The organism is Rhodococcus sp. NPDC059179 (genome assembly GCF_042754885.1).
Classification (GTDB): Bacteria; Actinomycetota; Actinomycetes; order Mycobacteriales; family Mycobacteriaceae; genus Rhodococcus_G.
In genome coordinates, this window is the sequence record NZ_JBHZBV010000016.1 from 59,369 (window position 1) to 84,594 (window position 25,226).

The window sequence follows — 25,226 nt, forward strand, 5'->3', positions numbered from 1 at the left end:
CCGTCAGAACAGGATCCCTTGATCCGGGCCGGGGTCAGTCTTAGCTCGGAACAGGGCGTTCTCGTCGTACCCGTTCTTGAGCGCCTCGCGAATATCGAGAGAGCGTTGATACCGCGACCGACCTTGCCCATCGAGCAAGCTGCGGCCAGCGAGCCGACCGAGTGCGATCGCGTACCGCACATTCTCGGAGTACGTCGACTGCACAAGATGCCCCGGACCGGTTCTCACGCAGAGCGGCTCATTGCACTTGTGCTCGCACACCACACCTTCGTCGAGAAGACCGTCCACGAGTTCCACCGAGAATCGGTGTGCGAGAACTGTGCGCTGACGATTCCCGCGCTGATAGTTGAACCTGCCATATCCGTCCGGCGCTGAGATCGCGCCGACCCAGTACCAGCACGCCGCCGGCGAACGAACGACCTTCGACCAGAACAGTGCGATGGTCTCCCGAGTCGGTTCGAGTGTCGGGTCCACGACCCGACGGCCTCGACGAGACCCGACAGCCTCCGGGTCCTCAGCCGACTCGGGAGCGGGCGCCAGGGAGAACAGGCTTGGCGGTGATTCCTCGATCACCGCTCACCTGTCCGCACGATCACGACGCGATCGCGGCCGCGGCACCGTCGTCAGTCGACTCCCCTACCGTCTCCGGATCACTGCCGGGCGCCGAATCTTCCACCGACGGAGCGGCCGCCGGGAGAACCACGATCCCGGCGGCGGCCAGGTCGGTCTGCGACTGCTCGATGATCTTCTTCGCTTCGCGGGCCGACACACCGAGCACCGCGCCGAGGTCGGCAGCGGATCCCTCGTGTGTGAATTCGACGATCGCCTTCGCGTAGTCGAGCAGGAGCGCCGACTCATCAACGCTCTGCTGGGTGCGGAGATCCTCCACCGCCTGCTGCGCATCGACCTTGGCCGCTTCGATCTTTGCCGCGTACTCAGCTCGGATCTTCTCGATCCGCTTGTCGCGGGCCGACTCCAAGGACTCGACCTTGCGCTCAGCCGCCACCGATCGAGCAGCGAGCGCATGGTCGAGCTTCTCGAGCTTCGCCGTGACCTCGTTCAGCGGCTCGGCGAGGGACTCCAGGCGGCGTTGCCGTGCAAGGAAGCGCTCGCGCTCCTTCTTGAGGTTGTCCTTGACGTTCGTCGGATTCAGTCGGAGTGAGCGACGCGCCGCCGCGGCGGATGAGGTGGACATGGGCCGCAGTCTATCGGCTCGCTGCGCTCGCGGGAGGTTCCGCACTTGGGTGCGCCGTCACCTTGGCATGTCACCGCTTTGGCCACCTTCGTGACGTTCAGCCACCCAAATACCTAACACCCTCGAGCATCTCGGTTCTGTCACCCCCGTCGAAGACGTGACAGAACGTTCTCTGACCTGCGGCCAGAGAACAAATTACACACACCTCTTGCACTAAAGGTGCTACCTGGCACAATGTTCCGGGTGATGACCGTCCACAAGATCTCCGCTGGGGACGGATACGTCTATCTCACGAAGCACACCGCCAACGGCGACGCCACTGAGTCGAAGAAGTCCGACGCGGTCGACTACTACACAACGAAGGGCACCCCTCCCGGTCGTTGGCACGGTCGGATGGCCGAGCAGGTCGGCGTCGAGGTCGGGACCGAAGTCACCGAGGAAGCGATGCGTGCGGTGTTCGGCGCTGCACGGACACCCGCTGCGTTCAGCACGAAGCCGGACCAGTTGGCACCGACTGCGGAGCAGATGCAGTGGTCGGCTCAGACCGCGCTCGGTCGCGCATTCACCTGGTTCACCAACTCCCAGGAGTACGTCCACGACGTCGAGGAGCGGTGCACCGCCTACAAGGCGCAGCACGGCGAATACCCCTCCCCCGCAGCGAAGGACGAGATCAAGCAGGCCACGGCCATGCGGCATCTGCGGCGCCAGCGCGGCGACAAGGCCGAGCTGATGACTGAGGCCGAGGTGACAGAGTTCATCTCCGACAGCTACCGCAAGATGCGGCAACCGGTCGCCGGGTACGACCTGGTGTTCACACCCGCCAAGTCGATCTCGCTGATGTGGGGTCTCGGTGACCAGGCCGCGAAGCAGGCAGTCGAGGAGGCTCACCGCCAGGCCGTCGACGAGGCACTGAGGTGGATCGAGGACGAGGTTGCCTACACGCGCCGGGGCGCCGGTGGGCACCGGATGGTGAAGGCGGACGGTCTCCTGATTGCCCGGTTCGACCACTGGGACAACCGGGCCGGCGACCCGAACCTTCACACCCACAGCGCCGTGTTCAACCGGGTCAAGGCCGAGGGCCGATGGACCACGATCGACGGACGCATGTTCTACCGCGCCGCGGTCGCAGCGTCCGAGCGGTACAACACCCGCGTCGCGGACCTGGTGGCCCGCAAGCTCGGAGTCACCTTCGCTCCCCGGCCAGACACCCCCGCCGGGAAGCAGCCTGTCTACGAGGTTGAGGGGATCCCGCTTTCCCTCATCGAGGAGTTCTCCCGCCGCCGGGCGATCGAGGACCGGCAGGCGGAACTGGCGCGAGAGTACCGCTCGCGATTCGGTAAGAATCCGCCCAAGACGATCCAGTACGCGCAAGCGCAGCAGGCGACTCTCGACACCAGGAATGCGAAGAACCCACCGAGAACGATGGCGGAGCTCCGAGCGGAATGGGACGAGAGAGCGACCGCCCTTGTCCCCCAGACAACGCCGCGATCGGTGATCGACGAGGCGGCGACTGGCCGCGATAATCGGCCCCCTTTCGATCCGGCGGCGATGCCTGCTCTCATCGCCCAGGTCGAGGACGATCTCTCACGAAAGTTCGGATCGTGGACGATCTACAGCCTCACGGCTGAGGTGCAGCGCCAGCTCCGAGCGTTCAGCTTCCCGGGAGACGACGACGTGCCCGAACACGTGGATGCGGCGGTCGAGGCGCTGCTGAGCAACCACTGCATCCCCGTGTTCACCGAGGTCTATCGAGCTCCGGAGAAGCTGTCCGAGACGATCGAGGGCGGCCTGCTGCGGCTGCACACCGTCGACCGCACGACGATGAGGTACACCTCCGAGAAGGTGCTCGCGGCTGAGTCCTACATGCGAGATCGCGCCGACGCCACGAACGATCTCACGGTCAGTGAGCGCGTCATCCGGCGCCAGATCGCCAAGGCAGAGAAGAAGGCGAAGCACCAACTGGGCGCCGATCAGGTCGCCATGATCGAGCACTTCCTCACCGCGCAACGGCATGTCGCCGTCGCTGTCGGCGCCGCCGGTGCTGGCAAGACCACCGCCGCAACGGTTATCGCCCGCGCCTGGGAGCAGACCAACGGAAAGGTCATCGCGCTCGGACCATCCGCCCGCGCCGCCGAAGTGCTCGGCGCCGAGATCGAGGTCGAGGGCCGCACCATCGCGGACGTCCTCACGCGTGTTCGAGTCGGGATCCCGACCGGCATCGAAAAAGGCGATCTTCTCCTCGTCGACGAGGCAGGCATGGCGTCAGCCCGTGACCTCGCCGACCTGACCCGCATCGCGCATGATTCCGGCGCCGTCGTCCGATTGCTCGGAGACCATCAGCAGCTCGCGTCCGTCGAATCCGGCGGTATTCTGCGGGACCTGGCCGAACGAACCCTCGCGCCCTTCCTTCGAGAGGTGCACCGGTTCAAGACACCCGGTGAAGCCCCGGCGAGCCTCAAGCTCCGCTCCGGTGATTCAAACGTGCTCGACTGGTACGACCACAACGAGCGCATCCGTGAGGCCATGAAGCATGACCTCCCCGACGTTGTGTTCGACGCCTATGTCGCCGACGTCGAAGCCGAGAAAGTCACTCTCATGGTCGCGCCCACCAACGACCTGGTGCGCGAACTCAACACCAAGGCATCGGCCTACTACCGCGCCAACGGCACCGTCACCGGCGAAGGTGTGCTCGTCGCCGATGGCCTCGTGGCGGCCGTGGGCGACGTCGTGGTGACCCGCAAGAACAACAGCAAGTACGTCGCCAAGGACAAGCGCGGCAAGCGCACCGGCCGGGTCAAGAACGGCGACCTGTGGACCGTCACAGAGATCGGTCCCGACGGGTCGATGCGGCTCGAGAACCGCACCAGCGGAGGCCGCGTCGTGGTCGCTGCCGACTACATCTCCGCGAACGTCCAGCTCGGCTACGCGACTACTGTGCACCGGTCTCAGGGCATGACGGTCGGCACCTGCCACGTCCTCGCCGACTCCGGCATGGACCGGCAGAGTCTCTACGTGGCGATGACCCGAGGCAAGAACACGAACATCGTCTACGCCGCGAGCGACGAGCTTCCCGACTGGGACTTCGAGCACCTCCCGGACGCGCACCCCGGCGCCCGCGGACTCCTCGAGGGAATCCTCGCCCGCGACGGTTCCCAACGCACCGTGCACCAGATGCTCGAGGACGAGGCCGCGAAGGCGCGGTCCTTCGACACGTTGAAGGATTCCTACTTCGCCGCGGCGAGCGCCCTTTATGACGAGCTGACGGCGAAGATGCTCGGAGAGATCCTGCCGGACAAGCCGTTCTCGTGGGTGCACCAGTTCGGCGGTTGGGACCGGATTGTCATGTTCGTGGCCCAGTCGGAGACGTACGGGTGGGACACCCGCAAGCTGCTCACCTCGGCTGCCGACGAGATGCGGGCGCAAGGGATGGCCGGGGAGCTCGATTCCGAGCGCAAGACCCCCGGCAAGGCGATGGCCGATGCTCTCGACCAGGCCACCCGCTCGGGCGTGCTCCCCCGAACGCGGAACGACGACGTTGCGCAATACTCCGTGCCCGTCGTCTCCCGCGAGGCCGCCGAGACCGATCCGATCCTGGCGCGTTACGCGGCGCAGTCCGTGCAGCAGATGCACGCCTACGTCGACTCTTACGCGACCCGCGCTATCGAGACCGACGCCGGGTGGGTGAAGAGCCTGGGCGACCCGGGAAACGATCCCCGCAAACGAGCACTGTTCGAGGACACTGTCCGCGAGGTCGCGTTCTCACGAATCCGCGTCAACGCACCCGCAACGGAGAAGAACCCCCTGGAGTACTTAACCGAGGACCGTCGTGCGGTCAACGAGCAGCGACTCGGGGCACTCTCCGCGAACGCGCCAGCCGCTGTAACCGTCTACAGCGGTTACAGCATCGGTGACCTGCAGGCCGCACGGCTCGCCGCGCGCCGCCGGGCGACCGATACACGCCAGCAGCTCGGCGTGGCACGTACCGAGCTCGACCGGGCCCGCGGTGAATCGGACGTCGCCGAAGTCGACGCCAGAGTCGCCGCCGTCGAGAAGGACGCCGCGGCGATCACCGCGCTCCGGCAGGCACGAGCAACGTACAAGAGCGTGTACGCGGACCCGGCGGCAACACCGGAACACCGCGAGAGTGCGCGTGCCGCACTGACGGCAGCGGAATCTGCCGCGCCGCCGGTGCGCCGCTGGCCGGCCATCGAGCAATCGACTGCGACCAACCGGGCGACTCAGGCGCGGCGCAAGCGGGCGCAGACCGCCGACGACCGGACCATCGGTCAACTGAACGACCGCATCACCCGCCTGGAAAGGGCCGCGAAGGTGGACGATCGGAGGCTGACACTGATCGACACCGAACTCGAGAACCGGCGCGGCGCAGGCCCGTCCGCACCCAGGACCCGACGGAACGAGGGTGCACCCGAGGTTCCGATGCACGAGAACAACAGAGACCAGGATCGCGGACCAGAGCTCTGATCTGAGATCACCGACAGGTCCTCGCAATCACGCGAGGGGGGAAGCGAGGAGAACCATCATGGCCGAGAGCAACGCGCCGCGGCGCCGATTCCGCGACATGACGCGGGGAGCCGACGCCGACACAGATCAGGGCTTCACCGACCTGAATGTCACGCCGCAGGATCCAATCGACTTCCCGGACTGGGCCAGCGAAGACGGGTTCACGACCCGCGTCGAACCCCGTCTGGCCCACCAGAACGCGCAGCCGTCCGAACCCGGGGCTGCAGGCGTGCCCCCGCGGCCACAGCCCTCGCGACCGGCCCGCGCCCAGGCCCGCCAGGACGTCCACGACACCTCCGCGTTTCTCGCCCGGGTGGCCGATCGCCAGCGAAGTGGCGAGCCCATGCGGCAGCCGAAGCCGCTACGGGAAGTGCTCGACGCGTTCAAGGGCTCCCCCGCCGACCAGACAAGGATCCAGGTGTTGGCGGCCGCCGCCACCTCGCGGCACCTCGAAGGCGAGCAGTCACCGAACGCACAACGGTGGGAACGTCTCGCCCAGGACAACGCCGCCCGCCATGAGGCCCTGCGCAACCACAGCCAGCGGCACTATCAGTTCCTCGACCAATCCGAGGGACTCACCCCCGACGAGGCAGCGCAGCGAGGTGCGGCCAGGGCAGCGACGGATGCGCAGCAGGACAAGCGCATGTTCGACGCGGCGGCAGCCGTGGCGATGGGCTACGTCGCGTCAAAGGGATTGCCGCCGTACGACCAACTCGCAGACCTGTCCGAGAACCAGCTCGGCGCCCTACCCGGGCCGGAGAGCGCCGAGTCACCGACCGCGCAGACGTCACGCCCTGCCGGACCCTCGACCGCGCAGAGGACACAAGACCTACTCGAAACATCGGGCCGCGGCATCGCGCAGGCACTCGGCCCGGTCGCCGGCGACGACGAAGTCGCGCCCAACCTCTCGCCCGTCGACCTCACCAAACTGACACAAGAGCTGCTCGGCGCCCTTCACGCCGCGACCTCCGGGCACCCCCGGTCCATCAAGGAGATCCTCAACGTCGAGCGAGCGCCCAACGAAGACAACGAGCTCGCGTTCGCGCCCGAACCCGAGCTCGAACGTGGCGTTGAGCAGACCGCCGAACGGTAGTGGCTCAAGGCACCCTGACATGACGTGGCCCCGATGACATTTCGCCATCGGGGCCACGTCGCGTCGACCAGCCGGTCAGTCCTCGGACGGCGCGATCACGGCGTAGAGCTCCGACGGAACCGGTTGGCCGGGCAGCGCCGGCCAACCGGAGAACGTGCCATCCGCGTCGGCATTCGCCATGGGGCCACTCTCGGAATCGAAGATCACCCGCAGATGCGGCTCGAGATGGTGAATCCACCACGAGGACATGGCAGACGGCTTGTCGGAGGCACGTGCTTCCTCCCACGCGTAGTGGAGCGCGGTGAGCCGGGCTACGACCTCCGGGTAGAGCCACCACCGTTCGTCCCACGACAGACCCGAGCCAGCCTGCGCGGTGATCTGGCGGCGAATGACCGGGAGGAAGAACCCCTCGACCCAGCCGATCACGTCAGCGAAGGCGGGCTCAATTTCCTCTGTCCCGGCGTCGTCCGGGTCCGCCACGCCAGCGGCCTCAGGATCGGCTTCCGCGTCTGCTTCCTCGGGTGCGAAGTCGCTGGTGTCCTCCGGATCGTGGAGGTCCGGGTTGCGATAGCCGGTTTCGTCTTCGCCGCTCCAGTCGTCGGCGCCCGCCAAGTTCACCATCAGTTGCCACCTTCCACGAAGAACTCGGACTCGAACACGTCATCTCTTCCCGCGGCCGTCGCCGCAGGTGCGATCGGGCGAGGGGGCACCACCGCGTCACGCGGCGCCGGCCCGGCAACGACCGGCGCAGGGACCGGCGGGAAAGGCACTACCCGCGGGATCGGACCGGTCACCTCATCCACCGCGGCAGGCTCGCGGTCGGACAGCCCGACCGGCAGCGCCTTCTGCTCGGCCCGCGTCGTGTCCTGCTCGCACTCGGCGAGAGAGCGTCGAATGTCATCGGCGAACGGCGCATCGCTCCAGTACGTCTTGCGGACCAGCAGCGGCTTGCTTCCCGCGACCGACACGATCGCGCGGGTCTTGGGTAGCGCCTTGAGGTCGCTGGGCTCGAGGATCTTCTCCTTCTGCCAGGACTGCTGCAGTGATGCCTGCCCGCCCCCGCCGAGGAGGCCGGCGCCATGGCTGCGTGACTCGGCCTTCACGTGGTGATCTCCGATGGCGTTCGACAGCGAGCTAATGAAGCCCTCGTCAGAGACATTGCCGCCGTACCAAATCAGGTTGCAGGCGTCGAGCATGGCGCCGAACTTCGTCTCGCCCCAGACGGCTTTCCCCTGCGACGGGGACTGGAGGATGGTGATCGGGATGATGCCGCGGCTACCGAAGTGGGAGTACCAGTCGGGGAGCTGCTGGAGGCGGCAGATATTCGCCGCCTCGTCGAGCACCGCCACCAGCGGGATCGGCATCCGGCCGCTGGGCTGGCTGGCACCGAAGTCCTGAGCCGCATCGAGGATCGAGCCGATCAAGGCCATCGTCAGGGCCGATGCCGAGCCGGGACCTTCCTTGCTCATCGCGTAGACCGTGTCGGTGGTGCGAACGAACTCGGTGGCGTCGAACTCGGGCAGGTCGTGGGTCTCGCGGCCCAGGCTGGAGACGACCTGGCCCTCGGTGTCGAGACCGATCCTCAGTCGAGTGTTCGGCAGCACGGCGTCGGCATAGCGAGGCTCGTCGAGCGGTGCCAGGAACCGTCGGGCCATGTCGTAGAAGCCGTCACGCTGCTTGGCGTTGATCTGCTGCTTGCCGCGCATCGTGTTCGCCAGGTCCGGGTAGCCGAACTGCTCGAGGATCACGGGCGGGATCTGGGACTGGGTGTTGGTGAGCCACTCGACCACGTGCCGCATGTCGCCGCCGGCCAGCGCGGCGGCAAGGATGTAGGAGCCGAACAGGTCGCGGGCGTTGCCGTCGAAGTAGGCGTCGACCTTGGCATTGTCGTCCGTGGCGGCGGAGACGAAGTAGTCGCCGACGACCTTTGCGGACGGGAGGTCGAAGACCTGGCGGAGCGGGTTGAACCAGAACGTCGCGCGTTCGCGCGGGTTACCGGTGGTGACCCCCTGCAGGTCGAACAGCCACACCCGGCCCATCTGCTTCCGCAGGTACAGGGTGTGGGTGTAGATGTCCTTTTTGTTCGACGTTGCGATGAGGGCGCCCGGTGCGTACCCGATCGCGGGAATGGCGAGGGCCTGCGACTTACCCATTCGGGCGCCGGCGATGGCCACGCAGACCCATTCCCACGGCATCCGCAGCTCGCGGTTGCCGTTCACTGTGCGGCCCATCAGAATTCCGCGGTGGCCAGGGTGAGACTGGCTGATCGCCGGGGCGATGCGCTCGGTCGTCGCCACCTGCTCGCGAGGGTTCGTCTCCTCGACCTCGCGCGGATCGGCCATCGTGGAGGCGAGCTTGTCGAGGCGCCGCTCGGCCTTCTTCTCGTCACGCTTGTCGATCACGCCGGTCTTGCGCAGTGCCCACCAGCCCCCACCGGCCACCGCCGCGATAACCAGGAGCTCCAGGACCAGAACTGCGGTCGCAGCGCCCGGCCAGGCGTGCTTGCCCATCCCGACGGAGAGCATGAGGCCGATCGGGTTCCATCCGGCATCCTCGCCGCCACCGTAGTAATAGGCGATGACCGGCAGGAACGACACCGGGATGAGGACCGCGATCCAGGCCAGGGCCATCATGTCCTTGTCCGAGCTGGCGCCGGGACGGTCTCGTCGCATTTGAGCCATGGTCGGTCACTCCCCTTTCACTGCTGGTGGTAGCGGTAGTCGGTCATTCGCCATCCGTCATCGGTGCGAGTGACGGTGGTGCGCCAGGTTTCTGGCGAGAGGCGGGTGCTCGACCCGGCCGCGTGCAGCGCGGTCTGTGTACAGGTCACGTCGATCACGAGCGTCCGCATCCCTTTCGGGGCCGCCGGGGTGCTGTCGTCGCGGACGCACAGCGCGGACAGGGCATCGCCTGAGTTCTTCCACGCGGTCCACTCGCGGTCCGGCCGCACCCCCGGTGCGGCACCGTCGTTCTGAACGGTGGCGAGCAACTCGCCGCCGAGCCACGGCCGAGCACGGCGCAGTGCGTCGCTCTTGCTGGCATCGATCGCGGGCTGCCACGACAAGATCGCCTGCATCGCCGTGGTGGCGGTCTCGTCCGCGTCGAGGGTGTCGGGGTCGAGCGGGTTGATGCTCTCGTGAGCGTCCGTCCCCTCGTGGACGTCCCCTCCCCCGCCGCCCGAGCCGCATCCGGCCAGCACCGCTGCCACGGCGGCGAGGGCCCCCACCGCGGCGACTGTCCGCGAAATCCGCATCTCTGTCCCTCTTCTCATCGGTTGATCGCTCGGTACTGCGCCTCGTTGGCGATGATCTTGTCCGCGTACGGGCGGGTCTGAACCACGTAGTCCGAGTGCCCTGTCGGGAATCCACCCGACTCGAGGACCGCGCCCTCACCTGCGTTGTATCCGGCGAGGTAGAGCTCGGTCGGACCATTGGGTGCCTTGACCTTGCCCTCCGCGATCCACCCGTCAATGGACTTCGCGATCGCGCACATGTAGTGGCCTTGTGCGGTCACCGCGTCCCCGATCGAGTTGACGTCCACGACGCCGTTCTTGTCGTAGTCCTTGCCGTAGGTGGCCCACGTTCCCGGCATGAACTGTGCCGGTCCACTGGCACCGGTCTCCGACACCGGAGCGTTGGCGCCGTAGGAGAAGCCGTTCTCCTGGGAGAGTTGCGCCGCGAGGAGGGAAGGCTTGATCTGCGGGCAGATGTTTCCGGCCTGCTCGATCCACTGAGCGAACTCCGCAGGGACGGATCCGGCGGCGAGCGTGTCACCGAGGCCCTCCCCGGTAATGCCGCAGTCCGCGGCAGCCTTCGAGGCGTTGCCGCTGCCACCAGGCAGCGATCCCCAGTCCGCGTCGCCCTCGTTGAATCCGCCACCGGCGACGGTGATGTGCACGTGGTCGAAGTGGTTCGCGGTGTCTCCCCCGCGCTCGTCCATCTGGCTGGGCGTGCCGCCGACCGGGTAATACGTCTGTCGCCAAATCGCGTAGTCGACGTGGAAGAACTCCGCGTTCGCCATGACGTAGTCGAGGACCTCGTCGCCGGTGGTGACGCCGGTACCGGAGTTGTAGTCCGGGATCATCACGTCCACGGCCTGCCCGCTCGGATGATCGGCGAACCCGCCGCCGTCGGCGCGCCAGCCTCCGAGAGTTGCGAGCCTGTCACCGAATTTCAGGTGCATCGCGCGGATCAGCCGTTTTGTGTTGACCTGCATGTTCGTCTCGGAACCCGCGGAGACGGGGAGCGGCTGCGCAAGATCCCCTCCCCCACCGGAGGGCGGCGAGGTGGGCGCGGACGGTGCGGCCGGCGACTGGGCTCCGGCCTTCTCGCCCGGTGCAGGCGCCGACTCGTACTGTCCCAGTGGGTCGACCGCGGTTCCGCCTGTGCGGCCGCCTTCCCAGATTTCCCAGTGCAGGTGCGGCCCTGTGGAGCCGCCGCGGTTGCCGAGCGTGGCGATCTGCTGACCGGCACGGACCTGCTGGCCGACGCTGACCGAGTACGTGTCGATGTGGCCGTAGACGGTCGAGACGAGCTTGCCGCCGATCGAGTGATCGAGCACGACCCACAGGCCGAACCCGTCTGCCTCGCCCGCCGCCTGGACCGTGCCGTCGGCAGCGGCATAGAGGGGAGTTCCGATCTCACCGGCGAGGTCGATGCCCTGGTGCTGGTCGCCCCATCGTTCACCGAAACCTGAGGTGAAGGTGACCTTCGTCGGGTCCACCGGCTTGATGAACGATCCGGGGTCGGCAAGCAGGTCGCCGCCCGTCGCAGCCGTGCCGCCGCCCGGTCCGACGCAGCTCGTCGACGTCGCTCGATCTTCCTCGTCCTGAAACAGCACCGTCAGCGTAATGACGAGCAGCAGCGGCATACCGACGCACAGGGCGACCGCCAGTGCGATCACCGCTCCCCCCTTGCCCCCGTTCACGATTCAGCGGCCCCCAGTCGCGCCGCGAGGCGCCGGTTCAGGTCTGTGGCGGCGGCCAACTGCGCTTCGAGGCTGCGGACGCGGTCCCACGACGGTTCGGGTCTCCGGCCGCTGTCGTTGACCCAGGAGCGCACCGCGGTCTGTGACACCTCGAGCTGCGTGCCGACCGCCCGGCAGGCCGACGTGAAGGAATCGCCGTTCGAGATCCGGTCGATGACCGTGTCCACGGCGGCCGTCTTTGCCTCGTCGGAGACAATCCGGTAGCGGCGCCTGGTGGTCGTCATGCCGCGACCTCATCCTTCTCCCGCTCCTTGTTGGCCGCGTTGAGTCGCTTGTCCGTGTCGTGGATGCCGGAGGCTTCCTCGATCGGCGGCACCCACACCTTGAACGGAATGCCCGGGCGCCGGGCTTCGCCCAGCTTGAGGACGAACATGCCGGTACCGGCGGCCACGACCTTCTTCGGCTTCGCCTGCTCGCCGTCATCGTCTACGGCCCTTGCGCCCACGAGCCGAGCCTTGGTGGCGGCAATCAGGCGACGGGCCCGCTTGCGCTGCTCGATCGGCTGAGTCGAGGACGCTGTGTCCGACCATCCGACGATCATCGACTTCTCGGTCTCGGAGAACTGGATCACCGTGGAGAGCCGCTCGAGTTCCTTCTGCGTGACCGGGCCGATGATGCGGGCACGGGAGCGCTCGACGAAGCCAAGGGCTCCCGCCGACTCCATCTCCGCAATCGAGTGTGTGACAGCGGTGATCGCGACACCGAGCACACGCTGGAGCCGCTGCACGGCGTCGATCCGGGCAACCATCATCGGCCCGCACTGGAGCACCTGCCAGAACTCGTCCATCAGCACGTGGAACGCCAAGTTCGGACCGAGATCGGCGTCGGCCAATGCGTGTGCCGCTTCGATCGTGGCGAACGCCTCCGACCATCCGGCCAGCAGCACCGCGCCACGCATCAGCGTGTCACCGTCAGGGACGCTGGAGACGTCCAGGCAGATCGACGGGGCGTTGACGTTGAATCGGACCGAGGACTGGCCGTTGAAGACCTCACCGAACCGGCCCTTGACCAGGGCGCGGAGCGACCGTAGTAGCGGCTTGATCTGGTCGCGGTACTCCTCCACTGTGTCTGCGACGGCGTCGCCCATCAGCTCGGGGTGGCTGCCCTCGATCACCGCGATGAGATCGTCGAGGATGGCAGGGCGGTGGCGGTCGAAACCCATCCCGCCGTCGGCTGTCGGCGCGTAGAGCAGCCGGATAGCGGATGACAGCAGGGTTTCCTCGAAGTCCTTGAGGGGGCTTCGGCGAACGATCTCCGCGAGCGCGGACACCAGGTTCAATTGTCGTGCGAACAGCGCAAATTCGAGCGGGGCGGTCGCGTCGGCGTCGTTGATTGTGGCAATGGCGTCACCGATCGGACCCGGATCGAGCGGGTTCATCACCCCGATTCCGCCGTAGCCGGCCTCGAGGACCTGGCCGCCCACGGCCTCGGTGAGCTCGCGGCCGTCGGGCTTGACGTCCCCAGGCCAGATCACCCGCGTTCCGGCAGCGATATCACCGAGGGCGATTCGCCGCAGCAGGGTGCTCTTACCGAAGCCGTTGAGGGCGCAGATGAAGCACGAGGGCGCCGTGATGGCCTTGGCCTTCCACGCGGCCAGGGGGTCGAAGCAGACCGGGGCACCGGTCTTGAGGTGCTGTCCGAGCGGTGTCCCGAGGATCGGTGCGTTTGCGCCCACGATGCCCGGGTACAGGCCCGCCACATGGATTGCGGTGCCGCGGTACTCGACCGGCGGCATGATCGTGGACATGCGGCCGCCACCGGCGCCCATAAAGCCTCGCGAGTCCAGGCGAGCGACCTCCCGGTCGAACCCGTCGCGACGAGCGCGCTGCAGGCGCTCGATGGTCGCCCGGCGGTTGTACTGCCGCTCGACCGATTTCGTCAGCCACGCCTTCTTGAAGCCACTGGCCGACGCCGCTTGGTGTTCAAGGGCAGCCAATTCCTCGTCCGTGAGGACCTTGATCCGCGCCGCCGGATCGACAGCAGCTGCGTTCTTATGCTTCGCCACAGCGGTCTCCTAGCTACTCAGGAACGTCGGAATGGTCGTGTGATCCGGAGGAATCACACCCACGCCCAGAGAGGTCGCGAACGCGCCCGCCTGCCAGCAGTGCGATCGGCGGATAGACAGCCGCGCCTGCGTCGCCAAGTCGCGGACCAGCGCGTCGATGCGAGGCACGTTCGACTTGCCCGCGGGTTCGGTGACCGTGATCAGGATTCCGAACCTCACGAGTCCGTGACCGCGGGCCTGCTCGTCGCGGGCCTGCGCCGTCGTCTGAACCTCGATCCGGGCCTTCGCGGATGCGATGCCAGTACCGGAGTGCAGTGCGGACGTGGCGTCGCGGAAGTCCTGGTCGACGAGGTCAGCGCCGTCGGCGGCGCTGTGCGGCCTGTACATCACGGCCACACGCTTGATCGGCAGTTCAGAGTTGGGTTCGAGCAGCCTCAGCAGAACACGCTCGGTCACAGCGGACTTCGGTGCCTCGCGCATCTCCCACGTCACCGAGACCGCGCCATCGTGGTAATACTGGCCCGGCTTCTCGTCGGTCGTGCGCGGACCGCAGTCGGCCCACTCAAGCCCGGTGCTCTCGCCGGAGAACTGTCCGCGCTCGACGTTCGGCTGCGTCGCCGGATCGTACGAGCGGCGCACGAACGCCATGACGTCCTCGGCGTCCATCGGTGTGGCCGGCATACCGGCCCGCGCCGCGGCCGCGGTGAAGCCGGGGAGCCGGCGGGCGATCTCAACTGCCTGCTCCGACGGGTCCTTCTTCCGCTCCGGGGTCTTGGCCACGAACGTGATCGCGATCCGGGCGGCAAGCCGGACTCCACCCTGGGTGAGCCCGGTCGCCAACTGGTACATCGCTTCCCGAGCGAGCGTCGGCGCATCGGTCCGGGTGTTCTGCGACACCGTCTCGTACAGCTCGATGCCAGTGTCAGGCACGGTCTCGGTCACCGACACCAACGCCGCGATATCGGAGGTCTCACCGGCCGCGGTGAGCAGCTGAGCGAAGTTGCCGACCGCCTGGTCGATCGTCTCCTGGTCGAAGTTCTCGTTGCCCTGCGGGCGAGCTTCGAGAACAACGGTGTAGCAGTCCTGAGACGGCATGTGAATCATGCCGAAAGACCGGTTGTGCGAGTCCAATCCCTCGTAGAGCTCCGTCTCCGCCAACACACCGGGCAGCCGATACCGGCCTCCGGGGATCCGCGAGAACGTGCCCGAGCTGTACTGGTGCTCGCCACGCTTATCAGCACGCCGCCACTGGAACATCAGAAGTGCCCTTTCATAGCCACTACGCCCATCACGCTCGATCACAAGAGGCGCAAACAGCACTGCGCCAACAACACCCAGAACCACCGCGGCAGCGAACCCAATGAGCAGGCTCATGAAGAACAACACCGCCACCGCACCGATGCCCAGCATCGTTGTGCCGAACGTGGCGCCTGCGATTCCGGTCGCGCGGGGCTTTCTCCACACCCCGTAAGTCAGATATCCGTTACTGCTCACAGCTCAAACTCCCCGTTCAGTCCCGCCCCGACCAACGCACCAGATGCACCGCCAGACGTGGAGCTCTTGCCCTCACCCCGGCCCGGGCTGCCGCCCTGTCCACCAGCCGGATTGCCGCCGCCCGTTCCCGGGGCCGAGCCGCCTTGCTGCTGGTCGCTTCCGCCCTGCGGACTGCCGCCGCCCGGCATGGTTCCTTGGCCGAAGTCCGCCGGTGCCGGAGAAGGTGGAACAGCGCCGCTACCGGAGTCACCAGCCGGATTGCCGCCGCCCATCCCCATTCCCATACCGGCAGCCTCGGAGCCTCCGCCGGTCGCGAACATGGCCGCTCCCTTGGCCGCCACGGCGCCCACCGCTGCCGCGGCTGCCACCCCGCTGCCGCCGCCGCCGAGCGCGCCCACGTTCGGCACGATCAAGCGCATCAACGCGGGCAGGACGAGAGCCGCGGAGCACAGCAGCATGACACCGACCAACGCGGTCATGAGGTTGCCGTCCTCATTTTCCGGCGCGGACTTCATGAACAGCATCGCCGAGATGCCAATGACGAACGCTCCGACCGGCTTGAACAGCAGCAGCGCGAGCACCCAAGCGAGCATCTTCTCGTAGGCCGTCGAACCGATCTTCGTGCCGCCAGCGGTCGCCGCGATCGGCAGCGCCGCGACCGCGAGCACCAGCAGACCTTGCCGCATCAGGAGCAGGAACGCCATGAAAAGGCCGCCGAGGATGCCGATTACACCGATCACGAACAGGAGCGCGACGCCACCGGGGCCGGCGACCAGGGCGACCTGCACCATCGCCTCGGCCAATGCCTCCGGATCCGATCCGACTGTGCCGTTGAGGAACCATTCCGCGATCCCGTCGGACAGTCGCGTCCCCAGGACCACCAGACCGGAGAGCGCACCCGCGATCACGGTCGCTCGTGCGAGCTGCTTGAACCCCTCTTCTGACGTGTCGCGGATTGCTCCGGATCGGGCCAACGCCAATCGCGCGCCCAGCATCATGATCGACAGGATCAGGAACGCAACCTGGATTGTGTAGGTCCACTCGGAGATTTCCGATGAGAGATCTTGGAACACATCGGCGTCGAGGCCGGGGACTGCGACCCACCAGCCGAGCGAGAATTTGAGGACCTCGACTCCAGCATTCGCCCAGTCCTCGCCCATCGTCTCGTACGCGTTCGAGGCGACCTTCTTCACCCCGTCACCGAGCTTGTCGAGGCCCGCCTTCGCTACGCCTCCAGCGCCCTCAACACAGCCAGGAATGTCAGCTCCGAAGAGGTCACCGGCAGTGCCGAGCCCCGGCAACGGGATCGCACAGGTCACGGCGCCGATGGTGTTCTCAACTAAGCCGGGTTCGTCGTCGGCCTGGGCGAATGCCGGTGTGGCGGTGCCGAGTACAGCACAGACCGCAACAGCCGCCGCCAGCACAAGCCGAATCCAGAGGCGAGGTCTGGTCACCACCATTTCGACCACCCGGTGCCGAACTCCGAAACCTTCTTTGCGCCCATCGTCGCCGCGTCGCGGATCTTGACGACCCAACCGGTTCCGTCGCGCCACACGAGATCCGTCCAGATTTCAAGATTCTGGGTCGACCCGTCCGCCATGTTCCGGGTGATCCCGAGATGGACCCGAGAGAGATCGGAGTTGTAGTCAACCTTGACGTATGGGAGGGCGTAGGAGGGAGATCCGTCCTTCACACTCGACGGTTTGCCCGTCAGGTTGTACTTCTTCTGCTCAGCAAGGAGCCCGTTCACGTCCTCGACCAGGCCGCCGTCCTGGAGCATCTTGATCCGGTCGTTGCCGCCCGCCAGATACCCGTAGTAATGCGCCGCGGCAAGACCGGCGCCCTGAGCAGTGCGTGCGAAACCCGTGGCAACGCCGGCGCCGGTGAAGGTCGACGGCCCGTCAGACTCAGAGAACGGAACGATCATGTTCCCGTGGATGCGCTGGAGCATGACCCCCGACGGTGCGACGGTGTCTGCCCGACCGGACGGCGTGGAGGTCTGATCGAGCATCACCCCGTTCTCCTCGAGCGGGACGTAGACCACGCGCCCGAGTTCGTCGAGGTACGGATCCTGCTCGAACTCGTCGGAAGGAGCATCGACAGTGCTCGACAGGGCATCAGGGGAAGCCGGCACGAGTGGTTCGTCGACGCCACGGAAGGCGATCACGGCGCTGATGGCGAGCCCCACGACGACGATTACGCCCAGGATCGAGGTTCCGATGAGGAACTGCGTCCGCTTCCCGGAATCGTCTGCGGGCTCGCGGCTAGGAGCTGGAGTTGGCTCGGTCTTGTCCTGCTGCTCAGTCACTTTCGGGTTCCTTCCAGGTCGACCAGGTCTGCTGGCTTCTCGGTGAGCTCAGTAGCGCCCGCACCGTCTTCCGCGGTGGGAAGGTCGAGCTTCCAGTCCTCACCGACCCACACGACCGTGGTGTGAGCGGCCGCGAGAGAATCGTCGGGGAACCGCTGAACCACATCGACCTTCGCCTGGTCGTCGCTGTACTCCGTGATGGTGTAGCCGAGGATCTCCGGCGCGACGGTCTTGTCGACCGGCTCGGTAATGGAGAGCAGTGCCCGGTTCGCGGCATACATGTCGCGGCCGGGGCCGGGCGCAGACACCGCCGGCAACACCTCGTCCCACTGCTTGTCGGTTGCCGTTGAGAGCTGTACGGACTGGTTGATCGCCGCCAGCGCCGCACCTTGCGGGGTCCGTGAGAAGCCGGTGTACCTGTCGGTGGGACCGTCGGTCGAGCCGAGGGGAACGTGGATTCCGTTCACGTCGGTCCAACTCCCGATCTTCGGCGGAGTCGTGGTGCTCGCGGTCTGGGCGTCGGGGGAACCCTCCGATCCCCCGCAGCCCACCAGCACCACTGAGGCGACCGCCGCCGCGGCGACGAGCGTGAGTCGAGTTCGGCGCATCAGTTGTCCTCTTCCTTTTCCTCTGTCTGCTCGCCGGAGGGATAGATCTTTTCCTCTTTCCTGATCTGGTATTCCAGGCAGTCCATCTCCCCCATGCGGATCTGTCCGGCGGCCGCTCGCTCCTCGCAACTACCGGTTGTCTGAGTGTCGGACTGCGGCGCCTGGCCTTCGTTGATCAACGCGGTAGCGATACCGACACACGCGCCCGACGCCAGAATCCAGCCGACGATCGCAGCGATGGCTTCGGCTCCGACCGGTGACTCAAGTCCGGCGCCGTGCTTGTGATCCCACGCCATTCGTGCCCCGACGAAGATCAACCGACCCAGGCAGATGAGGCCGATGACCCCGGCCGCGTAGCCGAGGATCTTCTTCAAGTCGTCTGCAACCGTCTCAGGCAAGTCCTGAGCGGCCAGCAGCATCGTCGTCATCGGACCCTCCCGCTGATCGACGGCGGCACGTCGTTCATCAGCTGGCGACCGCGTTGAGGATCGCGCTTGCCGAACCGGCCACGATGGCGCCGACGAGGGCACCGACGAGCATCTTCGGAGCTTCCGACGAGCCGTGCTGCCACTTCTCCCAGGCGAACTTGCCGCCGGAGAACACGATTGCGGCGACGCAGGCGAGCATGACGGCCCACAGGAGCCAGTTCAGGAGCTTGAGAAGGCCGTTGGCGCCGGGCGGAACCTCAGCGTTGATATCGAATTCGATGGCCAGCAAGGCGGTCGAGGTGACGGTGTGGAACATAGGTGTCCTCCGGTTCTGTGTGTTTCGTGGTCGATCAGCGCGCGGCGCGGAGGCCAGGAAGTGCGCGCTGTACTGCGGTGACGATGCCGATTCCGGCCTCGATCACATCCGAGGGCACCGCGGCGCCCTTCGTCTGGGTGGGCACGCCTTCGAGTGGGTGCCAGCTGGGTAAGGCGCGGAGTTCCGCCGATGGCAGGAAGCTGTGCCAGCCGATCGACCAGTGCTCGGGTACCGATGCGGCGACGACCTCGCGATACTGGCGCACGGCCTTGGTGAGCTTCTGCGAGTCGGCGACGGTGACCAGGCCCAGCAGTTCGATGCCGAGTTCCGGGCGGTCGTTGAGTTCGAGGATCCGACCATGTGCTTCGGCGAGCCCGCTGATCGTCTCGCGGGCAACGATAACCACGTAGGGCGATTCGGCCTCTCGGTCAGTGCCGCAGGGCCATTGGCGCCTGCTGTCGCCGGTGAACGCGAGGAAGTGGGCGAGGGTGGACACACCGGCGCCGCCGTGCGCGCCGACGAGCCACACCGCCGGCCCAGGCCGGTCAGAGGTGAGCGGGTGGGTACGGGCTTCCAACGGGTCCGGTCGTTTGTCCTTCATGCCAGCTCCCCTGCGTCGCTGATCTGGTTGTCCGGCTTGGCCATGAGGTTGCCGAGAACGTCGAGAGCGTCGGTCCACGCGTCGAGAGTCGCGGGTGCGAGGCGGCGATGGTCGATCACTCCGGGCTGCGCGAGGGCGGGGTCGAACGGGACCTCGACGAACCCGGCGATGCGCGGCGCGAGAGCGTCGCGGATCGGTGCAAGATCGGCCGGCGACTCGGGCATCTGGTGCGAGACAACGACGATCGTCTCGTTCAAGGTGTCCGCGCCGTAGTTGGACATGAGCCAGGTCAGCGTGTCGCGCATCCGGCTTAGCGGCTCCGATCGTGCGGGCGCAACGACCACCAGCGCGGCTCCCGAGCGGATAAGTCCGGCCAGGCGCGGCGAGCGTACCGACTGGCCGACGTCGTGGACGCGGGCACTGTGACGCGCTGCGAGGAGCTCGTCGACGATCGCTGGGTCGTTGCTGTGGCCGCCGTTGCCGCCGACCACCACGACGCCGGAGGAGGTGACCGCCATCCGGTTCTCGAGTTGCCGGATGGATCGGGCGGGGTCGATGCCCGTCACGCCGGTGCGGGCGAGCAGGTTCCCGCCGTCGGTGGTTGCGTCGACGGCGGACACGTCCTGTCCGGTGCCCAGGCGCAGGGCGGTCGCGAGCCCGTATGCGGTCGTGGTGCTCGCGGCGCCCCCGGACCCGGCGACGACCATCGCGGAGACCTTCTCGGGCTCAGGCACCTTCGGGGTTCGACGGAACGAGACGACATTGCTCATCACAGGTCCTCCACCTTCGCGATCTTGAATCCGCCATCGATCGGGGCGACGGTCACTCGCTGCCGGATCACGCCTTCCTTACCGGGAGGCCAGCGCAGCAGCAGGTCGACATTGAAGACGTTGGGGTCAGGCGTGGAACCGATCGTCAGGCAGTGCTCGGTGCCGGGGTGGGTGGAGAACCACTCGTCGATCTTTCCCTGAATTGCCGGAGCCGGGTTCGCGACCACCATCAGCGACGCAACGCGGCCGGCGTCGCGAGCAGCGTAATAGGCGTGGTCGAATGCCAGGATCGCCCCGACCGGGTTCGTTGGGTCGCCGGGTCCACGACCGATGACTCGGCCAGGCTCGGACGACTCCACACACCACGCCGGCGCCTCAGCCGCGGATGCTTCGGACTGTGTGATCGGTGTGTCCGTGGTGGAGGTGGACGAGGGCAGCGGAGGAATGGGTGTCTCGACACTGGAACCGCTGAACGCGGTCACAACGACGGCAGCGACCAGGGCGAGGCCCGCGGCCGCGCCGCCGCCAATCACCCACGGCTGCTTGAACAGCTGCGTCCCGGCGCTCTTGGTCTTGGTCGGGGCAGGCTCGGCAGGCTCGACCGGGGCGGTCGGCAGCGGCTCCGGAGCACCCACCGCCGCCTCGCCGAGCTCCGCAGCCGCAGGCCTGGCGGCGCGGCGCGGCCTGCGGGCAAGCGCACCACCGAGGGTGCGCTTCTGCTCGGGCATCTCAATCGGGTGGCGGGGAATGTGGACCCGTACCCATTCGGGTGCGTCGATGTAGGGGTCGTCCTCGCCGGGCTCCGCAGCGGGAGCCTCAGGGGCAGGGTCCGAGACACCGATGGGTTCCGGGTCGAAGATGTACTCAGACTCGACGCTCGGGGCCGACAAGTCCACGGGCGCGAAGGAATCGGTCGGAGCGTCGTCGGCGTCGGCCGGGTCCGCGGGAGCCTCGGCCTGCACGACTGGAATCACGTGCTCGATCGGGCTGCTCGGTGTCTCCGGTGACCCGCTGGGGATTCCGTCGTGGAGCGGCGTGAGATCACCGCTGCTGTCCTGGTCGGGTCGTCCTGACCCGTATTGCTCCGTCACGTCCGGGAACAAGGAGTCCGACCGATTATCCGTCGCCATTTTTCCTCCGAGGTTGGTCGGTGGGGGCAGGTTGCTCACCTGCCCCCACCCACGTCTCACGACGCCTGAATACCGGCCTGAACTGCATCGGACGTCAGGCCGATGGGCAGCCCGAGCGTCGCGGTGTTGCGCGCAATGTTCTGCGCAAGCTGGTCGAACGAGTCGACGGCCTGCTGGCCGAGACCCGGCTGAGCCGCAACCTGCGCGCGAATCTGCTTATCCACGGCCGGGGCCTGCTCGATCGCGTCGCGGACACCCTGCACGGCCTGAGCGCCAACGGGATTGCTCTCCCACTGCTCAAGGACTTGCTCGGTCTGGGCGGTGATCGCGGGCTGGTCGATATCGTTGACCTCGACCTCGATCGGCTCACCCTTGTCGCCAGCGGCGAACGGCGTGACTGCAGCGACGGCTGAGGCTCCGCCAACAACGGCACCGATAGCGGCGGCCGGGACACCAGCCACCGCGGCACCGATCGCAGCACCCGCGGCGGTACCCGCCACACCCGTGGTGACCTCCGGGAGCGGAGGCGGCAGCGGGATAAACGCACCGACTGCGGCGCCCTGGATACCGCCGATCGTGCCGCCGATCAGGCCACCAACTACGGCCGCCGGGACACCTGCGGCAGCCGCACCCGCGATAGCTCCGGTGGCACCGGCGCCGACCTGCGCCGCAGCGAGGCGGTCGGCTCGGTCGGTCTCGATACCGACCGAACGCCATCCGCGGGAGACCTCGGCCTCGATGAGGGCACTCGTGTTGTTGGTCCGATCAGTGTCTTCGTCGGAGAACCAGTTCGGCTGCTTGAAGTGGTACTCGCCGAAGCGAACCGTGTTGCGCGGAGCCACGATCAGCGCGACCGGGGCGGTCGGGGTCGGCAGGTGGAGCTGCTCGATCGTGACCGGTGCGACGTACTCCTGCGGCGCGGTGTACTCGCCAGTGCCGTAGTCGTAGCCTGGCAGGGCGCGGTATTCCGGGTTGACGTACTCGGCCGGCGCGGGACCCCAGTAGACCGGTTCTGGGGTCGGAATCGACGTCACGGCTCCCTGCGTGCCCGCGTCACTCGGCGACGTCACGCCGCCCTGCGTGCCCTCAGACGGCGAAGTGACGCCACCCTGCGAGGGCAGATCGGCAGGATCCGCGTTGGCGACGCCAGCCCCCACGACCGCGATCGCCATGGCGGCCGCGGTCGTGCTCACCGCCGCCCGCACCACCTTCGGCTTGGCCTTTACGTGCTTACCCATTGGTTGGTTCCCTTTCGGTAGATCAGAAGTCAGATGCTGTGTTGCGAATTCGTCGGCGTGAGATCAGACGCCGTCTTGGGAGAGCTTTTGCCCGGGCGTAGTAGTGGCAACCGTCGTGGTCGGGGCCGTGGTCGTCGTGGGGGTCTCGGAGATCGATGACTCCGACGTCGTGACCGCGGTGGTCGTGGTCGACTTCGGCGTGGTCGAGGTCGTCTTGGTGCTCGTCGATGCGCTGGTCCCGTCCGAATCTCCCGCGAGATCCGCAGCGGCCGCAGCGATCCAGGACGCAACGAAATCCGTCGACGCCTTGCCGGTCGACGTTGCGGGCGTCGAGCCGTAGGAACCGTGCTCTTTCGCAATATCTCGGTACTTCGAGAGCGCCGTCAGGTCGAACAGATCCTTGTTCGCCTTCACCTCGTTCTGCACGATGGAGAACGTGTTCTTCACCAGGCGCTGTGAGGTGGTCGGGGGGACCAGTTTCACTACCGCATTGACGGTCTTGGCTGCGATCACCGCGAAAGCGGCGGCCGGGTTGGACAATCCGACGGCAGCGACCTGAGCGATCGTCTCCGGGGTGGCGACCTTCTTCACCACGGACACTGCCGCGTTGAGCCCGGTGAGCCCGACCTTCATCAGCGCCGAGAGCGCTTCCTGCCCGGTGGGCGGGGTGGCGCGCGGGTCGGACGCCTCGGCAAGTCGCTGCGAGATGGTCTTTTTCGGCTTGATCGAGAGGTTCTCGATCGAGTTTTTCGGAACCTGCACGTCCTCGTTGACGAAGTCGACTGCGAAGTTGAACGCGGTCTGACCCAGCGCGTGACCGATCGTGCTCATGGCGACGAACGGGTCACCGCCAACCTCGGACTGACCGGCGACGTTGACCACCGCGCGAGCGATGGGCGCGTTCGGCGGCGCGTCGCACGCGAGGTCGCCCGCCGCGCAGGCGGACAGCACGCGGCCGTTGAGCTTGCCGTAGGTGCTGGCGAGGTCCGCGGTCGGACCGATCCCGGCGCCTGTCGGTGTTGCGAGCGAGACCGGCGGCAGCGCCTTTACCGCTTCACCGGAGGTGCCGGGCACTGGCGAGGGCGCCTTCTGCTTGGTGCCGGGGAAGGGACCGGAGCCCTCGGCGCGGGTGGGTGAACCGAACTCAGCGCCCGCGGCGATCGCGGTTGCCGGGACGGCGCCCTTCCCCTCCCCTGCCTTCTGCAGGAACATCGACACGGCGTGCGCGCCCTGGCTGTACCCGACTACCGCGAGCTTGACCTTCGGGCACGCCTGCACGATTGTCTTCGCGGCATCCTCCAGGTTCGCGAGAGCGCCGGCGACGGAGTCTGTGTACGAAGCCTTACCGCCCTGGACGGCACCACCAAAACCGCTGGGGTACGGCACGTATGCGCGATCAGCCGACGCGCCGAGCTCCTGAACTTCCTTGAGCATCGGGGCCATCACGTTGCCGAGCATCCCGGTATCGGCCTTGACCGGGGCATCGTCGGAAGACTCACCCGTCCCCTGCACGCCAAGGGCATACAGATCCGGGCACTCACCCGCCACCAGCTGGTCCAGCCAGCTCGACTGCGCCTGAGCGGGCACCGTGCCCACACCGACGCCGACGAACATCGTTGTGGTCGCAGCGATCGTGAGAGCAACGGGCCGTAGAACGCGCCCGCGCAGACCCTGGTGCCTCGTCATCCGATGCCTCTTCCCTATAACTTTAAAACGTAACTTTACATGCGGCACTCTATCGCATAGAACCGGGACGGAACAGTATGGAGTCAGGCAAAGTCCACGCACATGTACGGAAGTCGCGAGTGAGCCGCCGAATCCTGCGAGGGTTCAACCCTGCAGCGCTCGAGCAGGCCCGCAAAGAGCGGCGCCTGTCGCGGGCGGAGCTTGGCCGACTGGCCGAGGTGAGCACTACCGCGGTGCTGTACTGGGAGACAGGACGATCCGTGCCGCAGGTCGACACACTCACACGAGTTGTGCGCGTACTGGAGATCCCAGTGGAGCAGGTCGTCAACATCGAGCCGAATGAGCGCTACCTCGGAGACCTCCGAGTGGTCGCGGGCCTCACCCAGCCGCAGCTCGCAGCAAGCATCGGAATTTCCACGACTTCGCTCGCCACCCTCGAACGGGGGCAGTCTCGACTGAAGGAAACCGTCGCCACGAGACTCGCCAAGGCGCTCGACACAAGCGTCCAGGACGTCACCGACGCGTACGAGCGGACGCGGACGAGACCCCCGCACACGTCGCCTTAAGGCCCTGTCGGCGACAGCCGACAGCGCTGATTCCCCCACCGCTATTTCCCCCCGACCCGGCCCCACTGTATTCACCCCCACCCCTTGGGGGCGGATTTAGTGTAATCGCGCGGTTATAGGTGTCGGCGGTGACGCCGCTCACTGTTCCGGCTGGACTGAATGAGGCCGCCGCCGGCACACCCCTATGCCAGGAAGCCTGCGGGTTTCAGCCTTCTAACTTCCAACAGTTACAACTGTGAAAACCTTAAATGGCGAAGGAGGCGTCGACGCTCCTCAGTGTT

The 25,226-nt window shown here is 66.9% G+C and carries 22 protein-coding genes; 3 read left to right on the forward strand and 19 right to left on the reverse strand.

What is annotated here, in order from left to right; all coding sequences use genetic code 11:
* Positions 1 to 3: 3 nt before the first annotated feature.
* Both ACFXMV_RS21695 and ACFXMV_RS21700 read right to left on the reverse strand, forming a co-directional pair.
* Entirely contained in the window at positions 4 to 474 is a 471-nt protein-coding gene (locus tag ACFXMV_RS21695; RefSeq protein WP_378502508.1) for a hypothetical protein, read from the reverse strand.
* A gap of 118 nt (positions 475 to 592) precedes the next feature.
* Positions 593 to 1,195, reverse strand: a complete 603-nt coding sequence (locus ACFXMV_RS21700; RefSeq protein ID WP_378503592.1) for a hypothetical protein — start codon at positions 1,193 to 1,195, stop codon at positions 593 to 595.
* Between the two features lie 246 nt (positions 1,196 to 1,441).
* On the opposite strand from ACFXMV_RS21700, the gene mobF reads away from it, so the two are divergent.
* Both mobF and ACFXMV_RS21710 read left to right on the forward strand, forming a co-directional pair.
* Positions 1,442 to 5,677: a MobF family relaxase gene (gene mobF, locus ACFXMV_RS21705; protein WP_378612082.1), complete on the forward strand. Its 4,236-nt coding sequence runs from the start codon at positions 1,442 to 1,444 to the stop codon at positions 5,675 to 5,677.
* A 58-nt stretch (positions 5,678 to 5,735) separates the two neighbouring features.
* Complete coding sequence (locus tag ACFXMV_RS21710; RefSeq protein ID WP_378502511.1) at positions 5,736 to 6,809, forward strand: hypothetical protein; 1,074 nt, start codon at positions 5,736 to 5,738, stop codon at positions 6,807 to 6,809.
* A 75-nt stretch (positions 6,810 to 6,884) separates the two neighbouring features.
* Here ACFXMV_RS21710 and ACFXMV_RS21715 read toward each other — a convergent pair whose 3' ends face one another.
* From ACFXMV_RS21715 to ACFXMV_RS21795, 17 genes are all read right to left on the reverse strand, one after another.
* Positions 6,885 to 7,430 (reverse strand): DUF4913 domain-containing protein, encoded by a 546-nt coding sequence (locus tag ACFXMV_RS21715; protein WP_378503520.1) that lies wholly within the window; start codon positions 7,428 to 7,430, stop codon positions 6,885 to 6,887.
* Entirely contained in the window at positions 7,430 to 9,481 is a 2,052-nt protein-coding gene (locus tag ACFXMV_RS21720) for a type IV secretory system conjugative DNA transfer family protein (RefSeq protein ID WP_378503521.1), read from the reverse strand. Before ACFXMV_RS21720 ends, ACFXMV_RS21715 begins: the two co-directional genes overlap by 1 nt.
* Before the next feature lie 26 nt (positions 9,482 to 9,507).
* Positions 9,508 to 10,062 (reverse strand): hypothetical protein, encoded by a 555-nt coding sequence (locus tag ACFXMV_RS21725; RefSeq protein ID WP_378503522.1) that lies wholly within the window; start codon positions 10,060 to 10,062, stop codon positions 9,508 to 9,510.
* 14 nt (positions 10,063 to 10,076) lie between these two features.
* On the reverse strand, positions 10,077 to 11,678 hold the full coding sequence (locus ACFXMV_RS21730) for a peptidoglycan DD-metalloendopeptidase family protein (RefSeq protein ID WP_378503594.1): 1,602 nt from the start codon (positions 11,676 to 11,678) through the stop codon (positions 10,077 to 10,079).
* A gap of 53 nt (positions 11,679 to 11,731) precedes the next feature.
* The gene (locus tag ACFXMV_RS21735; protein WP_378502328.1) at positions 11,732 to 12,019 is read right to left on the reverse strand and encodes a hypothetical protein; all 288 of its coding nucleotides are present in this window, start codon (positions 12,017 to 12,019) and stop codon (positions 11,732 to 11,734) included.
* Positions 12,016 to 13,800 carry an ATP-binding protein gene (locus ACFXMV_RS21740; protein ID WP_378503523.1) on the reverse strand — a complete coding sequence of 595 codons (1,785 nt, stop codon included), beginning with the start codon at positions 13,798 to 13,800 and terminating at the stop codon, positions 12,016 to 12,018. Before ACFXMV_RS21740 ends, ACFXMV_RS21735 begins: the two co-directional genes overlap by 4 nt.
* Before the next feature lie 9 nt (positions 13,801 to 13,809).
* The gene (locus ACFXMV_RS21745) at positions 13,810 to 15,294 is read right to left on the reverse strand and encodes an SCO6880 family protein (protein ID WP_378503524.1); all 1,485 of its coding nucleotides are present in this window, start codon (positions 15,292 to 15,294) and stop codon (positions 13,810 to 13,812) included.
* Positions 15,291 to 16,754, reverse strand: coding sequence for a hypothetical protein (locus ACFXMV_RS21750; RefSeq protein ID WP_378503595.1), 1,464 nt, complete (start codon positions 16,752 to 16,754; stop codon positions 15,291 to 15,293). Before ACFXMV_RS21750 ends, ACFXMV_RS21745 begins: the two co-directional genes overlap by 4 nt.
* Positions 16,745 to 17,602: a hypothetical protein gene (locus tag ACFXMV_RS21755; protein WP_378503525.1), complete on the reverse strand. Its 858-nt coding sequence runs from the start codon at positions 17,600 to 17,602 to the stop codon at positions 16,745 to 16,747. Before ACFXMV_RS21755 ends, ACFXMV_RS21750 begins: the two co-directional genes overlap by 10 nt.
* The gene (locus ACFXMV_RS21760) at positions 17,599 to 18,210 is read right to left on the reverse strand and encodes a hypothetical protein (RefSeq protein ID WP_378503526.1); all 612 of its coding nucleotides are present in this window, start codon (positions 18,208 to 18,210) and stop codon (positions 17,599 to 17,601) included. The genes ACFXMV_RS21755 and ACFXMV_RS21760 overlap by 4 nt, the downstream gene beginning before the upstream one ends.
* The gene (locus ACFXMV_RS21765) at positions 18,210 to 18,638 is read right to left on the reverse strand and encodes a hypothetical protein (protein WP_378503527.1); all 429 of its coding nucleotides are present in this window, start codon (positions 18,636 to 18,638) and stop codon (positions 18,210 to 18,212) included. The genes ACFXMV_RS21760 and ACFXMV_RS21765 overlap by 1 nt, the downstream gene beginning before the upstream one ends.
* Positions 18,639 to 18,675: 37 nt before the next feature.
* Positions 18,676 to 18,954 carry a hypothetical protein gene (locus ACFXMV_RS21770; RefSeq protein ID WP_378503528.1) on the reverse strand — a complete coding sequence of 93 codons (279 nt, stop codon included), beginning with the start codon at positions 18,952 to 18,954 and terminating at the stop codon, positions 18,676 to 18,678.
* 34 nt (positions 18,955 to 18,988) lie between these two features.
* Positions 18,989 to 19,555, reverse strand: coding sequence for a DUF6668 family protein (locus ACFXMV_RS21775; protein ID WP_378503529.1), 567 nt, complete (start codon positions 19,553 to 19,555; stop codon positions 18,989 to 18,991).
* Positions 19,552 to 20,325 carry a hypothetical protein gene (locus tag ACFXMV_RS21780; protein WP_378503530.1) on the reverse strand — a complete coding sequence of 258 codons (774 nt, stop codon included), beginning with the start codon at positions 20,323 to 20,325 and terminating at the stop codon, positions 19,552 to 19,554. Before ACFXMV_RS21780 ends, ACFXMV_RS21775 begins: the two co-directional genes overlap by 4 nt.
* Positions 20,325 to 21,299: a hypothetical protein gene (locus ACFXMV_RS21785; protein WP_378503531.1), complete on the reverse strand. Its 975-nt coding sequence runs from the start codon at positions 21,297 to 21,299 to the stop codon at positions 20,325 to 20,327. Before ACFXMV_RS21785 ends, ACFXMV_RS21780 begins: the two co-directional genes overlap by 1 nt.
* 212 nt (positions 21,300 to 21,511) lie before the next feature.
* Entirely contained in the window at positions 21,512 to 22,693 is a 1,182-nt protein-coding gene (locus ACFXMV_RS21790; protein ID WP_378503532.1) for an insoluble domain protein, read from the reverse strand.
* Positions 22,694 to 22,756: 63 nt separating this feature from the next.
* Positions 22,757 to 24,379, reverse strand: a complete 1,623-nt coding sequence (locus ACFXMV_RS21795) for a cutinase family protein (RefSeq protein WP_378503533.1) — start codon at positions 24,377 to 24,379, stop codon at positions 22,757 to 22,759.
* A 119-nt stretch (positions 24,380 to 24,498) separates the two neighbouring features.
* On the opposite strand from ACFXMV_RS21795, the gene ACFXMV_RS21800 reads away from it, so the two are divergent.
* A complete protein-coding gene (locus tag ACFXMV_RS21800) occupies positions 24,499 to 24,945 on the forward strand; it encodes a helix-turn-helix transcriptional regulator (protein WP_378503534.1) in 447 nt (148 codons plus the stop codon).
* Positions 24,946 to 25,226 lie beyond the last annotated feature (281 nt).